The organism is Streptomyces sp. PTY087I2 (genome assembly GCF_001687325.1).
Classification (GTDB): domain Bacteria; phylum Actinomycetota; class Actinomycetes; order Streptomycetales; family Streptomycetaceae; genus Streptomyces.
In genome coordinates, this window is sequence record NZ_LZRD01000066.1 from 1 (window position 1) to 13,829 (window position 13,829).

The window sequence follows — 13,829 nt, forward strand, 5'->3', positions numbered from 1 at the left end:
CGCGCGGCCGCAAGCGCGCGCGGTAGGCAAGGCCCCTCGCGCCCGCGCGTGCGGCGAAGCGGACGGAGAAGCCTGGGGTGGTGACGCGGGGGGCGGTGGCGGGCCCGGCGAAGGCGGCGGACCGGGCGAAGGCGGCGAGCCCGGCCGCAGCCCCGGCAGGGGGCGACGCGCCCGCGCCGCCGGAGGAGCCGCCCGCGCCCCGGCCCGAGGGCCCGCCTGTCGGTCGGCCCGCAGCCCCGCCCGTCGCGCCGCCTTCAGGCACGCCCGCCGCCGCGGAGGCCCCCGGCCCGCCGCCGAGCGACACGGCGGAAAGGGCCGACCAGCCCCCCCTCACCCCAGCCGAAGCCTTCGACGAGTTGTACGCCCGCACCGCCCCCGGCCTCGTCCGGCAGACTTATCTGCTGACCGGCCGCCGCGCCCTGGCCCGCGAGTCCGTCGAGCGCGCCTTCGAACTGGCCTGGCAGCGCTGGCCCGAGGTGGCCGTCGACCGGGACCCGGGCGGCTGGGTGCGCGCGGCGGCGTACGAGTACGCGATGTCGCCCTGGCACCGGCTGCGCCGCACGCACCGGCACCCCGACGCCCCGCCCGCCGAGCCGGGCAAGCGGGCGCTGTTCGACGCGCTGCTCGACCTGCCCCCGGCCTACCGGCGCACGCTGCTCCTGTACGACGGGGTCGGCCTGGACCTTCCGGAGACCGCGGCCGAGACGGAGGCCAGCACCCCGGCGGCGGCGGGCCGGCTGATGACCGCCCGCGCCGCCGTCGCCGAACGGCTCCCCGAGCTGGCGAACGCCGGATCGCCCGCCGAGCAGTCGGCGCTGCTGCACGACCGGCTCGGCGGCCTCGCCCGCGCCGAGCACGTACCCGTACCGCAGCCGGCCCGTGCCGTGCGCACCGGCAGCGAGAACAAGGCCAGGCTGTGGACCCGGGCCGCCGTCGCGGGCGTCGCGCTGCTCATCGCGGTGACCGGGCTGACCCTGCACACCGCGCCCACCCACTACGAGCCGCCGATCGCGCCCCCCGAACGCGTCGGGGGCGTACCGCCGCGCGGTGGTCCGCAGAAGCTCACCGCGCAGGACCTGAAGCTTCAGAAGTCGCTGAGCGAGCAGCTGGCGCACGGCCCGGAGCGGCTGGTACCGGAACTCCGCTGAGACCGGCGGCCGTCGGCGTACGTACGCGAACGGCGCGGGCCCGCACCCCTGATCCGAAGAGGGGGTGCGGGCCCGCGCCGTGTACGTGTGCCCCTGCGGCCTGCGTCAGGCGCCGAGGATCTCGCGCGCCAGCTTGGCGGTCTCGGTCGGCGTCTTGCCGACCTTCACGCCGGCGGCCTCCAGGGCCTCCTTCTTCGCCTGGGCGGTGCCCGAGGAGCCGGAGACGATGGCGCCGGCGTGGCCCATGGTCTTGCCCTCGGGGGCGGTGAAGCCCGCGACGTAGCCGACGACCGGCTTGGTGACGTTCGCCTTGATGAAGTCGGCGGCACGCTCCTCGGCGTCGCCGCCGATCTCGCCGATCATCACGATGAGGTCGGTGTCGGGGTCCGCCTCGAACGCCGCGAGGGCGTCGATGTGCGTCGTACCGATGACCGGGTCGCCACCGATGCCGACGGCGGAGGAGAAGCCGATGTCACGGAGCTCGTACATCATCTGGTACGTCAGCGTGCCGGACTTGGACACGAGACCGATGCGGCCGGGCTTGGTGATGTCGCCCGGGATGATGCCGGCGTTGGACTGACCCGGGGTGATGAGACCGGGGCAGTTCGGGCCGATAATCCGGGTCTTGTTGCCCTTCTCGTTCGCGTACGCCCAGAACGCGGCGGAGTCGTGAACGGCGATGCCCTCGGTGATGACGACCGCGAGCGGGATCTCGGCGTCGATCGCCTCGACGACGGCGGCCTTGGAGAAGGCCGGCGGGACGAAGAGGACGGACACGTTCGCGCCGGTCTTCTCCATCGCTTCCTTGACGGAGCCGAAGACCGGGACCTCGGTGCCGTCGAAGTCGACGGACGTACCGGCCTTGCGCGGGTTGACGCCACCGACGATGTTGGTGCCGTCACCCAGCATGAGCTTGGTGTGCTTCATGCCCGTGGCGCCGGTCATCCCCTGGACGATGACCTTGCTGTCCTTGGTGAGGAAGATAGCCATGGTGTTGGAGTCCCTCGTCCCTTACTTCGCAGCCGCGGCGAGCTCGGCGGCCTTGTCGGCCGCGCCGTCCATGGTGTCCACGCGCTGCACGAGCGGGTGGTTGGCGTCGGAGAGGATCTTGCGACCCAGCTCCGCGTTGTTGCCGTCGAGACGCACGACCAGCGGCTTCTCGACCTTCTCGCCCTTGGACTCGAGCAGCGCGAGCGCCTGCACGATGCCGTTGGCGACCTCGTCGCAGGCGGTGATGCCACCGAAGACGTTGACGAAGACGGACTTGACGTCCGGGTCGCCGAGGATGATCTCCAGGCCGTTCGCCATGACCTCGGCGGAGGCGCCGCCACCGATGTCGAGGAAGTTGGCGGGCTTCACGTCGCCGTGGTTCTCACCGGCGTACGCGACGACGTCCAGGGTCGACATGACCAGGCCGGCGCCGTTGCCGATGATGCCGACCTCGCCGTCGAGCTTGACGTAGTTGAGGTTCTTGGCCTTGGCGGCAGCCTCGAGCGGGTTGGCTGCGTCCTTGTCCTCCAGAGCCTCGTGCTCCGGCTGGCGGAAGTCGGCGTTCTCGTCGAGCGAGACCTTGCCGTCCAGCGCCAGGATGCGGCCGTCCTTGGTCTTCACCAGCGGGTTGACCTCGACGAGGAGCGCGTCCTCGGCGACGAAGGTGTCCCACAGCGTCACCAGGACCTCGGCGACCTTCTCGGCCACCTCGGCCGGGAACTTCGCCTGGGCCACGATCTCGCGGGCCTTGACGATGTCGACGCCGGAGTTGGAGTCGACCGGGACCTTCGCGAGGGCCTCGGGGGTCTTCTCCGCGACCTCCTCGATGTCCATGCCGCCCTGCACCGAGGCCATGGCCAGGAAGGTGCGGTTGGTGCGGTCGAGAAGGTACGAGACGTAGTACTCCGCCTCGATCTCCGGGGACAGCTCGGCGATCATCACCTTGTGGACCGTGTGGCCCTTGATGTCCATGCCGAGGATGTCGGTCGCCCGGGCGACCGCCTCGTCGGCGTCGGCGGCCAGCTTGACGCCGCCGGCCTTGCCGCGGCCGCCGACCTTCACCTGCGCCTTGACGACCGACTTGCCGCCCAGCTTCTCGGTCGCCTCGCGGGCTGCCTCAGGCGTGTCGATGACTTCACCGGCCAGCACCGGTACACCGTGCTTGGCGAAGAGGTCCCTCGCCTGGTACTCGAACAGGTCCACGCGCGTCCGTCCCTTTTAAGTGGTATCGCGGTTCGTTCTTCTGCGTGGGCGTGCCGCGAAGGGCAACGTGACTGCGCTGTCACAAGGGAGGCATACACGGTGTCCGCGTACGCGGCATGTCCATCCGGCAGGTTATCCCCGCGCTCCGCGTGACCCTAAATCGCAGATCACACCTGAGCGGTGATAACGGTCACAGAGGGTGGCCCTTTCCGGCCCCCGGACGGGGCTCGCCGGAGGTCGGAAAGGGCTGTGGACACCGGAGTACCCGGCCCGGGTCCCCTGGGGCCGGGTACTCCGGTGCAGTGAATCGCTCACGGCGACCGCACCGGGTGCGCGCCGCTCGTACGGTTACCGGCCGGGCAGCGCGCGAGCGCTCACAGCCCCGGCGTTCACCGCGTGGGCACTCACCGCCCGGGCAGCGCGTCCGTGACGAAGGACGGGGTGACCGAGGTGAGGCCCTGGGCGCCGGTGACCGCGTTGCCGACGGCGGGACGGGCGTCCTCGCGGACCGTGTCCGCCAGACCGCCCGCGAACGGCCGGGCCTGCGCCCCGACGCCCTCGGCCAGCGGCTGCACCTGGGCGGTGACCCCCTGGGCGAACGGCGCGACCGCGTCCCCGGTCAGCCCCTGCGCGAGCGGCCGCACCTCGGACACGACGCCCTCGGCGAACGGCACGGCCGCACCGGTGACGCCGTACGCCAGCGGCTGGACCTCGGTCGTGACGCCCTGCACGAAGGGGGCGGCAGCGTCGCCGACGACTCCCTGGGCGAACGGCCCGACCTCGCCGACGACGCCCTGCGCGAGCGTGCCGACATCCCCGACCGCCTGACCGACGACCGGGACGGCGACGCCGACCGCACCGGCGGCGAGCGGCGGCAGCACGGAGTCGGACGTCTGCTCGACGACGGGCCCGGCCTCGGCCAGCGCACCCTGGACGGCGGCCGGCACCTGGCTCTGCGCATAGCCGGGGATCTGCTCGATCGGCCCGAAGAGGTAGTCGATCTCGTCGACGGGCGCGGCCGGGACCTGGACGTCGGGGAACTGAGCGTCAGGGAACTGCGCGTCGGGGAACTGGGCGTCAGGGAACTGCGCGTCGGGGATCTGCGCGTCGGGGAGGTGACCTGCTCCGGGCACCTGCTGTACGTCACCGAGCTCCGGGACTTCGGCGGCCTGCGGGAACTCCGGGGCCTGCGGCGCGCGCACCTGCGACGGGAGGCTGTCCCGCAGGTCGGCCGCGCCGACGGCCTGGGCCGCCTTGGACGCCTTGCCCGCCTTGTTCCCGGCCTCGGTCAGCGTGTCCTTGGCGTCGGTGACGCGGTCGGCGGTCCTGCCGTCGGTGACGGCCTTGGCGTCCTTGACGGCCTTGGCGTCGGTGACGTCCTCGACGATGTCCGTCGCGTCGGGGGTCTCGGCCGCCAGGTCCGGGGTGGACAGCGGTACGGAAACGGGCAGCTCGGCCGCGCTCGCCGCGGCGGTGCCGATCGCCCACATACCGGTGGCGGTGGCGGCGACGGCTATGGATCGGCGGATGTTCTTGTGCATGGGTGTGTCAGATCCTTCGAAGATGTTCGGCTGTCCGGAGGGGTCCGGACGCGGGCAGACCTGTTCCGCCCCCGCGCGGCAGGTCGAGGCGGGGGAACGGCCTGCCCTAGCCGGGGAATTCGAGGATCTCGCCGGATCTGTCGGTGATCGGGGCGGCGGTCGCGGGGAGGCCTGCTCCCCGGACGAGCGCGGTGTGCGGACCGCCCGGGACGGGGGTGGCGTACAGGTCGCCGCCGCGCGGCCCCTGGACATCGGCCGCCGCCGTACGCACGAGGTCACCGCACGGGGCGAACGGCGCACGGTCCTGCGTGGGCGGAAGCGTCGGCGTGGGCGCGGAGAGCTGCGCGTGCCCGGTGCCCGCCGTGCCGGACCGGTCAGATATCCCCGGGACGGGGCTCGATACCCCGACGCTCCGGTCCTGGCCGTCCGCGCGCTCGGCCGAGGCGTCCGCGCCGGTGTCGCCCGGCGCGGTGGAGCCCTCGGTGCCACGGCCGGCGTCGGGAACGGAAGGCGCCGGACCGCCCGGCGCACCCGGTGCGTCCGGGTCACCGCCGGGCACGGGCAGCCCGGGCAGCTCGGGGACCACAGAGAGGAGCGGAGGGAGCCCCGGCAGGGACGCCACCAGCGGCCGCACCTCCCCGGCGATCCGGTCGACGGCTCCGCCCGCTCCCCCGACGACGGCATCACGGGCATCGCGCACGCGAGCGGGTGCGGCGGCGACGGGATCGGCGGCCGCAACGGTGTCGACGGGTTCCGTGACCGGCTTCGTGGCCGGTACCGCGGGACGTGCCGCAGAAGATTCCACAGTCGCGTCCCGTACAGGCTCGGGCTGCGCGGCTCGGTGCTGTGCGGCTCGGTGCTGTGCGGCCTGATGGCGTACGGCCCGGTCGACCGGCTCGACGACTGATGCGGTCACCGGCTCCGCGACCGGTTCGACCACCGGCTCCACGACGTGGCCGGTCCTCGGCTTCACGACCTGGTCGGCACCCGTCACCGCCTCCGCCACGGAGGCGGTGAGCCCGCCCGGGGCCGGACGCTCCTGCGCCTCCGCTCGGCCGCCCGCGAGAAGCCCCAGGGCCAGCAGCCCACCGAGGAACAGGACCATCTGTACCGCGCGGCGCCCCGCCGTCCCCCGCGCCGGGCGCGGGTCGACGGCTGCGCGGGCAGCGGCGGTTGCGGTCACCTCGGGTGAACTCCTGGTACGCGGGCGGGTGGAGGCGGAGGGCGGCGGAATGCGCCCCTCCGCGAACGACGGGTCGATGCTTGCACGAGCCCGTGGGGGTCACGCAAGTCCCTGGCTACGGTTGGTGCTCCTTGTCCGGTATGGGCAGTGGTCTCTTCTCGATCGCCGCCGCCATGACGTCCGGGAAGAGATCCGGCGTACAGGCGAACGCGGGTGCGCCCAGCGCTCCGAGCGCCGCCGCGTGCTCGTGGTCGTACGCCGGTGCTCCCTCGTCGGAGAGGGCGAGCAGCGTCACGAACTGCACGCCGGAGGCCTTCATCGCGGCGACCCGCTTCAGCATCTCGTCGCGTATGCCGCCCTCGTAGAGGTCGCTGATGAGGACGACGACGGTGTCCGCGGGGCGAGTGATCTTCGACTGGCAGTAGGCGAGCGCCCGGTTGATGTCGGTGCCGCCGCCGAGCTGCGTGCCGAAGAGGACGTCGACCGGGTCGTCGAGCTGGTCCGTGAGGTCGACGACCGCCGTGTCGAAGACGACGAGCCGGGTCGAGAGGGTGCGCATGGAGGCGAGCACCGCCCCGAAGACCGAGGCGAAGACGACGGACGCGGCCATCGAGCCCGACTGGTCGATGCACAGGACGATGTCCTTCTTGGCGGACCGGGAGGAGCGGCCGTATCCGATGAGGCGTTCCGGCACGACCGTGCCCGTCGCCCCCGTCGTCGCCGTTCCTGTCGTCTCCGCCGTCGTCGCGCTGTCCGGTCCCGGGAGCGTCAGGTAGTTCTTGAGGTTGGCCCGGATGGTGCGGTCCCAGTCGATGTCCCGGTGGCGCGGCCGGCTGATCCGCGCCGAACGGTCCAGGGCCCCGGTCAGAGTGGCGCGGGTGCGGCTCTCCAGCCGCTTCTCCAGGTCCTCGACGACCTTGCGGACGACGGCGCGTGCGGTCTCCTTCGTCGTCTCGGGCATCGCCTTGTTGAGGGAGAGCAGCGTGCCGACGAGATGGACGTCCGGCTCGACCGCCTCCAGCATCTCCGGCTCCAGGAGCAGGGCGGACAGACCGAGCCGGTCGATCGCGTCGCGCTGCATGACCTGGACCACGGAGCTGGGGAAGTAGGTCCGGATGTCGCCGAGCCAGCGGGCGACGGAGGGCGCCGACGCGCCGAGCCCCGCCGAACGGCCCCCGGTGCCCCGGCCGTTCGGCTTCCTCCCGGCTCCCCCGCCGTACAGCGCGTTCAACGCACCGTCCATCGCCGCGTCCTGGCCGGTGAGGGCGCATCCCGTGCTGTCGGCGCTGTCCGCACCGAGCACCATCCGCCAGCGCCGCAACCGCTCGGCGTCGGGCGGGACCTGCGGGGCCGTGGTCGTCCGCTCCATCGTCTCCCCCGTCGGTTTCGCTTCCGGTCCCGTCTCCGGCTCCGGGTCCGGCTTCGTGGTCGTTCCGGTCGTCGTCATACGGCCGCCTCCACGGGCTCGGGTGGGCGGCCGAGCAGCAGGCGCAGCACCGGTTCGACCGCGTCCGCCCTGGCCGGGTCGAGACCGGGTCCGAAGCCCCCGGTCGCCGGGGCGGCGTCGTCCCGGCGGGCTCCCTCGGGGACGGGCCCGCGCCGGACCAGCTCGCCGAGGGTGCGCCGCACGCCCGGTTCGTACGCGGAGAACGTGCGGCGCAGCAGTGGCAGCACATCGGTGAACTGGTCGGCGGGGACACCGGTCAGCCAAGCGTCGACGAGGCCGAGCAGCCGTTCGTCGTGGACCAGCAGCATGCCGCCGCCCGACGCGCCGCCGACGAACCCCTCGATCCAGGCGGCGGCGTCGGCGGGCGGGGTTCCGGGCGAGAGCGCCAGGCCCATCAGCCGGGCCGCCTCGTCCTCCGCCAGCCGTCCTTCGTCCAGGAGCAGCCGGGCGGCCCGGCCTCTGATGATTCCGGCGACCGTGTCCCGGGCCGCCAGCTTGTGCAGGACGGCGCCCCAGCGCTCCCGCAGCCCCGTGCCCGGCTCCGCAGCCCCGGTGTCCAGCAGGCCGATCGCCCCGTGCACCGCCTCCACCTGACCGCGAAGCGCCTCGGCGCCGTCCGGATCGAGGCCGGTGCAGGCGGGCGGCAGGCCGACGCAGATCCGCTCGGCGAGCCCGGCGGCGACCTCCGCGAGCGCCGCCGTGTCCGTGGAGCGCACGTCCCCGTACCGCAGGGAGCGGGCCAGGGCGGGCAGCGCGTCCGCGAGGTGGCCGACATCCGCGTCGAGTGCGGCCCGGTCGGCGAGAGCCTTCATCACGACGGGCAGCGCGTCGGGCAGTTCGGCCAGGAGGCAGTGCTCGGCGAGTGCGGTGACATCGGCCAGCGCGGTCGCCGCCACGGCCTGCGACGCGGCCTTCGCGGTGGCGGCGGTGAGCACGGTCGTGCCCCACACACCGGCCTCCGCGACCCGGACGTGCAGTTCCGGTTCCCAGCTCAGCCGCCAGCTCTCCCGGAACGTGCCCGTGCTGCCCCGCCCCGCGACCGGGTCGCCCCAGCCGACGTCGAGGAGGCGCAGCCGGTGCAGGAGGCGGCTGCGGGCGGCGTCGGTCTCCTTGCGCAGGTCGAGGTCCAGCTCGCGTTCCGTCGCCTCCGGCTTGAGCCGCAGGGTGCGCTGGCTGCGGGTCAGGTCCCGTTGCAGCGGGACGGCCGGGGCGCTGTCCGGCACCTCGCCGAGGCTCTCGCCGACGATCAGCCGGTCCCTGACGAGGGCGAGCGGGACGTCGGACCCCTCGCACATGACGGCCCGCACGGCGTCGGTCGTCTCGCCCAGGCCGGCCAGCGGGCGGCCCCGGAGAGCGGCGAGGGTCTCGGCGAGCCGGACGGCCTCGATGACATGGGCGGTGGAGACGAACCGGTCCTCGTCGCGCAGCAGTCCGGCGACCTTGGTCATCCAGCGCTCGATCGGCCGGTCGCCCGCCTCGAAGAGGTGCCCGTACCAGCCGGGCGAGTCGATCCCGGCCCCGTATCCGCTCTGCCGGACGAGGCGGCGGTGGGTCCACGGCACCCAGGTCAGGTCCGTTTTGACCTTCGGGAGGCCCTTGAGCAGCGCGCGGTCGGCGGCGAGGGTGGTGCGCGCGGCGAGAGCGGGGACGTGCCAGGCGCCGCAGACGACGGCGACACCGTCCCCGAACTCCTTGCGCGCGGTACGCAGCTGGATCCGCATGTACGCCTCGCGCACCGCGTCACGCGGCTGCCCGCCGTCGCCGTACGCCTCGCGGAGCGCACCCATGGCCTCCGCCAGCGCGGCGAACGGCGCGAGGGCGTCGCCGGGCGCGCCTTCGGCCGCCGTGCCCTCGGTGGGCATCCCTTCGGAGGGCGTCCATTCGGAGGGCGTGCCCTCGAAGAACGTGCCTTCGGAAGGCGTGCCACCGCCGTCGGTCCCTTCGGTGGGCGTCCCTTCGGTGGGCGAGCGGTGTTCGACGACGTCCTCCCACCAGCGCTCGGGATCGTCGTATCCGGCGGTCTCGGCGAGCACCCGGATCGGGTCGACGACCGGCGTGACCTCCTCCTCTTCCTCTGCCTCTGCGCGCTCCAGGTCCCGCACAGGCTTCTCGATCGCGGGTTCCTTGAGCGCGAGGGAGTGGGCGGCGGGCAGGTCGATGAAGCGGACCGGGACGCCGTGGTCGAGGGCCCAGCGGATGGCCACCCACTCCGGCGAGAACGCGGCCATCGGCCAGAAGGAGGCCCGCCCCGGATCGTCCACGGCGTGCGCGAGCAGCGCGACGGGCGGACGCATCCCCGGATCGGCGGCCAGGGGCACCAGCGCGTCGCCCTCGGGCGGCCCCTCGATGAGGACGGCGGCCGGGCGGGCCGCCCGGAGCGCGGCGAGGACCGCCCGGGCCGACCCGGGCCCGTGATGCCGCACGCCCAGGAGCCAGGGCCCGGCGACGAGAGACCCCGGTCCGGCCCGTCCGGTCACCGCGGCCGTCCCGGCGTGGCCCGGTGTCACGGCGGCGGCCGCCGCCGCGCCGCTCATGCCGACACCTCGCGGCAGGCGCGGTAGAAGTCCTTCCAGCCGTCCCGCTCGCGGACCACGGTCTCCAGATACTCCTGCCAGACCACCCGGTCCGCGGCGGGGTCCCGGACGACCGCGCCGAGGATGCCGGCCGCGACGTCGCCGGGGCGCAGGACGCCGTCGCCGAAGTGGGCGGCGAGCGCGAGACCGCCGGTGACGACGGAGATCGCCTCGGCGGTGGAGAGCGTGCCGGAAGGGGACTTGAGCTTGGTGCGCCCGTCGGTGGTGACCCCGTCGCGCAGTTCGCGGAAGACCGTCACCACGCGCCGGATCTCGGTCAGCCCTTCCGGGGACGCGGGCAGGTCGAGCGAGCGACCGATCTGGTCGACGCGCCGGGACACGATGTCGACCTCGGCGTCCGGCGTCTCGGGCAGGGGCAGCACCACGGTGTTGAACCGGCGGCGCAGGGCGCTGGACAGCTCGTTGACGCCGCGGTCCCGGTCGTTGGCCGTGGCGATGAGGTTGAACCCGCGGACGGCCTGGACCTCCTGCCCCAGCTCGGGGACGGGCAGCGTCTTCTCGGACAGGATCGTGATGAGCGAGTCCTGCACATCGGCGGGGATGCGGGTCAGCTCCTCGACCCGGGCGGTCATGCCCTCGGACATGGCCCGCATCAGCGGACTGGGCACCAGGGCGTCGCGGCTGGGGCCGTGGGCCAGCAGTTGCGCGTAGTTCCACCCGTAGCGGACGGCTTCCTCGGGCGTGCCCGCGGTGCCCTGCACGAGCAGCGTCGAGTCACCGCTGACGGCGGCGGCGAGATGCTCGGACACCCAGGTCTTGGCCGTGCCGGGGACGCCGAGCAGAAGCAGTGCCCGGTCGGTGGCGAGCGTGGTCACGGCCACCTCGACCAGGCGGCGCGGGCCCACGTACTTCGGGGTGATCACCGTCCCGTCCGGCAGGGTCCCGCCCTGGAGATAGGTGGCGACGGCCCACGGCGACAGCCGCCAACGGGCGGGCCTGGGACGGTCGTCAGCGGCGGCGAGCGCCTTCAGCTCGTCGGCGAACGCGTCCTCCGCGTGCGGGCGCAGCGCCTGGACGCCGGTCTCCGGCTCGACGGCCGCGGTGGTGTTGGACACGGTCATGGCTCCCCCTCCAGATCGGTCGACCCGATGTGGTTACCACCGTGCACCATGCCACTGACAACGGGCCCTGACCGCAGGTCAGGGCCCGTTGGCGAGCACGCGGGGCCCCTCCCCCGAAAGCCCGTCAGCCGACCGGCCAACCGGCCAGTCAACCGACCGACTGGATCAGCCCGGTCAGCCCGGTCAGCCCGGTCGGCCCGATCAGCCCACGATCGGCGACACGGCGACGCAGCCGCCCGCCGCGAGCATGCCCTCACCCTTCGCCTCCTTGATCACCTTGCCCTTGTAGGTGATGGAGCAGGTGACGTCGGCGCCGCCCGCCTCCAGGGCCAGCGGCGTGACGGCGGGCGGCATGATGCCGCGCAGTTCGACGGTCTTCTTCCACGGCAGGGTCGGCTTGGTGACGGTCTCCAGCTCGGGCTCCATGGCCTCGCCGCCGCCCCCGTGGTACGTGATCTCGTCGACGCTCGTGCCGGTGACCTCGTACGTGACCTCGTAGGTCTCGTCCATGGTCGTGTCGACCGCCTTGCCGACCGCCTCGTCCACGGACTCGGCCGAGCAGGCCCCGAGTCCGAGCACGAGAACGGCGACCGCGAGGGCGCGGGCGGTACGGGTGGTGCGGTTCATCTGGGATCCCCCCTGGATCGGCCCGGGCACGGATCCGTTCCGTACGCGGAGACCGCAGAGAAACGCAGAGGCAGGGCAAAGTCAAATCTCCCCGTGGACCGCTGCGTCGCAGGTCGGAGGGGATTGTCAGTGGTGGCCCCTACCGTCGGAGACATGCAGCTATCTCACGGGGGAGAGTTCTCGCCCACCGGTGCCCCGGTGGCGCGCTGGTCGGTGGAACAGGTGCTGGCGCTGGCTCCTGACGCGGCATCACGCAAGGCGGGCACGCGCCTCGGCGCGGCCGGTCCGTGGTCCGGCACGGGGTGCGACGCGACGGGTGCGGTGTGGGGCCTGTGCAAGGGCAGCGGAAGCACGCCGTATCGGACGGTGGTCGACACCACGGGGCCCGCCTACTCGTGCAGTTGCCCGAGCCGGAAGTTCCCGTGCAAGCACGCGCTGGGGCTGTTGCTGCTCCGGGCGTCCGACGACGCCGCGTTCCGGCCCGCCGAGCCGGCCGACTGGGCCGGGACATGGCTCGCGGGCCGGCGCGCACGCGCGGCACAGAAGGGCGGCAGCGCTGGGGCGGGCGGCGACAGCGCGCGGGGCCCCGCCGACGCGGCCGCCGCCAGAAAGCGGGCGGAGCGCCGCGCGGAGCGGGTCTCGGGCGGGGCCCTGGAGCTGGAACAGCGCCTGGCCGACCTGCTGCGCGGCGGGCTGGCCGCGACCGACCGCTCGGGGTACGGCCTGTGGGAGGAGACCGCGGCCCGCATGGTCGACGCCCAGGCCCCCGGCCTCGCCGCCCGGGTAAGGGAGTTGGGCGCGATCACCGGGTCCGGGCCCGGCTGGCCGGTCCGGTTGCTGGAGGAGTGCGGCCTGCTCCATCTGCTGGACAGAGCCTGGCTGGGCCGGGACCGGCTGCCGGACCCGCTGGCCGCGACCGTGCGGACGAGAGTGGGGCTGCCCATGTCCGCCGAAGGCCCCCCGGTCCGCGACCACTGGCTGGTCCTCGCGCAGTACGACACCCCGGACGGCAAGATTGTCACCCGCCGGATCTGGCTGTACGGACGGGAGTCGGGCCGCACCGCTCTGCTTCTCTCCTTCGGCGCGGCGGGCCGGTCCCCGGCGCAGGCACTGCCGGTGGGGGCGACGATCGACGCCGAGCTGACGCCGTATCCGGGCGGCGGGCAGCTCCGGGCGGAGCTGGGCGAGCAGTTCGGGGCCACGACCGCGGCCGGTCCCCCGCCCGGGATCGCCGCGGCGGCCGCACCGGCCGTCTACGGGAACGCCCTGCGGGACGACCCCTGGCTGGACGCCTGGCCGGTCACCCTGCGCGAGGTCATACCCGTGCCGTCCGAGGACGGCTGGCAGGTGGCCGACGCCCGCGCAGATGTCCACGTCGCCGCCCACGCGGACGTGGCTGCCCTTACGGAGGCCCACGACAACGCCAAGGCCCATGCGGACGGCCTCGCCGGATCAGCGCTGCCGATCGCCCCGGCCGCGCTGTCCCGGCCGGGGCTGTGGAAGCTCGTCGCTCTGTCCGGCGGCGGCCCGGTCACCGTGTTCGGCGAGATCGGCCACTGCGGCTTCGATCCGTTCGCGGCCTGGGACCCGGGCGAGGGGAAGGAGGGTGGGGGCACCTCGGGCGGGTCGATCGTCCAACTGGTCTGACCCGGGCGGGCCGACCGGCGCACCGCCGACGCCGGCTTCGACCTCCTCGAACCCGACCGGTCCCGCTCCCGCGCGCCGACGCCCGCCCCACCTTCTGCACCGCCCCTGTCCCCTGCCTTGTCCGCTCCCCCTGTCCGACATCCGCGCATCCCTGCCACGGGAGGGGAAAAAGATGCCTCGCACGACCGGCCCCACCACAACGACGACTACGACTACGCCCACCGATTCCGTCGACTCCCTCCCCTGGGAGGAGTTGGTCACCTCGGCTCTCCTGGGGACCGATCGCCGTCCTCCGGCACCCCGCGGCGGCCCCGTACCGGCCGATGCTCCCGCGGCCCTGCTGGACGCCGCCGCGCTGCACACCGTGCGGCGGCGGGCCGGGCTGCTC

10 protein-coding genes and 1 pseudogene are annotated in these 13,829 nt (G+C 73.8%); 3 read left to right on the plus strand and 8 right to left on the minus strand.

Annotated features, from left to right (window positions below):
- Positions 1–77: 77 nt before the first annotated feature.
- Positions 78–1,148 (plus strand): RNA polymerase sigma factor, encoded by a 1,071-nt coding sequence (locus A3Q37_RS36720; protein ID WP_369691485.1) that lies wholly within the window; start codon positions 78–80, stop codon positions 1,146–1,148.
- Between the two features lie 105 nt (positions 1,149–1,253).
- Here A3Q37_RS36720 and sucD read toward each other — a convergent pair whose 3' ends face one another.
- From sucD to A3Q37_RS34900, 8 genes are all read right to left on the minus strand, one after another.
- Complete coding sequence (gene sucD / locus A3Q37_RS34865) at positions 1,254–2,138, minus strand: succinate--CoA ligase subunit alpha (RefSeq protein ID WP_006126995.1); 885 nt, start codon at positions 2,136–2,138, stop codon at positions 1,254–1,256.
- Positions 2,139–2,159: 21 nt separating this feature from the next.
- Positions 2,160–3,341 (minus strand): ADP-forming succinate--CoA ligase subunit beta, encoded by a 1,182-nt coding sequence (gene sucC / locus A3Q37_RS34870; protein ID WP_065491189.1) that lies wholly within the window; start codon positions 3,339–3,341, stop codon positions 2,160–2,162.
- A gap of 404 nt (positions 3,342–3,745) precedes the next feature.
- A complete protein-coding gene (locus tag A3Q37_RS34875; RefSeq protein WP_065491191.1) occupies positions 3,746–4,882 on the minus strand; it encodes a hypothetical protein in 1,137 nt (378 codons plus the stop codon).
- A 106-nt stretch (positions 4,883–4,988) separates the two neighbouring features.
- Positions 4,989–6,065, minus strand: coding sequence for a hypothetical protein (locus A3Q37_RS36725; protein WP_065491193.1), 1,077 nt, complete (start codon positions 6,063–6,065; stop codon positions 4,989–4,991).
- Positions 6,066–6,180: 115 nt separating this feature from the next.
- Complete coding sequence (locus A3Q37_RS34885; RefSeq protein WP_079138127.1) at positions 6,181–7,434, minus strand: VWA domain-containing protein; 1,254 nt, start codon at positions 7,432–7,434, stop codon at positions 6,181–6,183.
- Positions 7,435–7,508: 74 nt separating this feature from the next.
- Positions 7,509–10,046 (minus strand): DUF5682 family protein, encoded by a 2,538-nt coding sequence (locus A3Q37_RS34890; protein WP_065491197.1) that lies wholly within the window; start codon positions 10,044–10,046, stop codon positions 7,509–7,511.
- Positions 10,043–11,167 carry an AAA family ATPase gene (locus A3Q37_RS34895; RefSeq protein ID WP_065491199.1) on the minus strand — a complete coding sequence of 375 codons (1,125 nt, stop codon included), beginning with the start codon at positions 11,165–11,167 and terminating at the stop codon, positions 10,043–10,045. The genes A3Q37_RS34890 and A3Q37_RS34895 overlap by 4 nt, the downstream gene beginning before the upstream one ends.
- 201 nt (positions 11,168–11,368) lie before the next feature.
- A complete protein-coding gene (locus tag A3Q37_RS34900) occupies positions 11,369–11,794 on the minus strand; it encodes an MmpS family transport accessory protein (RefSeq protein ID WP_065491203.1) in 426 nt (141 codons plus the stop codon).
- Positions 11,795–11,947: 153 nt separating this feature from the next.
- Here A3Q37_RS34900 and A3Q37_RS34905 point away from each other — a divergent pair, with 153 nt between their 5' ends.
- On the plus strand, positions 11,948–13,441 hold the full coding sequence (locus A3Q37_RS34905; protein WP_065491201.1) for an SWIM zinc finger family protein: 1,494 nt from the start codon (positions 11,948–11,950) through the stop codon (positions 13,439–13,441).
- A 172-nt stretch (positions 13,442–13,613) separates the two neighbouring features.
- Positions 13,614–13,829: pseudogene (locus tag A3Q37_RS36240) on the plus strand (hypothetical protein); the annotation flags it as partial.

What these genes read in the sequence shown, in the direction of transcription:
- A3Q37_RS34885 (WP_079138127.1), bottom strand. Translation starts at nt 7,434, where the DNA reads ATGGAGCGGACGACCACGGCCCCGCAGGTCCCGCCCGACGCCGAGCGG.
- sucD (WP_006126995.1), bottom strand. Translation starts at nt 2,138, where the DNA reads ATGGCTATCTTCCTCACCAAGGACAGCAAGGTCATCGTCCAGGGGATG.
- A3Q37_RS34890 (WP_065491197.1), bottom strand. Translation starts at nt 10,046, where the DNA reads ATGAGCGGCGCGGCGGCGGCCGCCGCCGTGACACCGGGCCACGCCGGG.
- A3Q37_RS34900 (WP_065491203.1), bottom strand. Translation starts at nt 11,794, where the DNA reads ATGAACCGCACCACCCGTACCGCCCGCGCCCTCGCGGTCGCCGTTCTC.
- A3Q37_RS34905 (WP_065491201.1), top strand. Translation starts at nt 11,948, where the DNA reads ATGCAGCTATCTCACGGGGGAGAGTTCTCGCCCACCGGTGCCCCGGTG.
- A3Q37_RS34895 (WP_065491199.1), bottom strand. Translation starts at nt 11,167, where the DNA reads ATGACCGTGTCCAACACCACCGCGGCCGTCGAGCCGGAGACCGGCGTC.
- A3Q37_RS34875 (WP_065491191.1), bottom strand. Translation starts at nt 4,882, where the DNA reads ATGCACAAGAACATCCGCCGATCCATAGCCGTCGCCGCCACCGCCACC.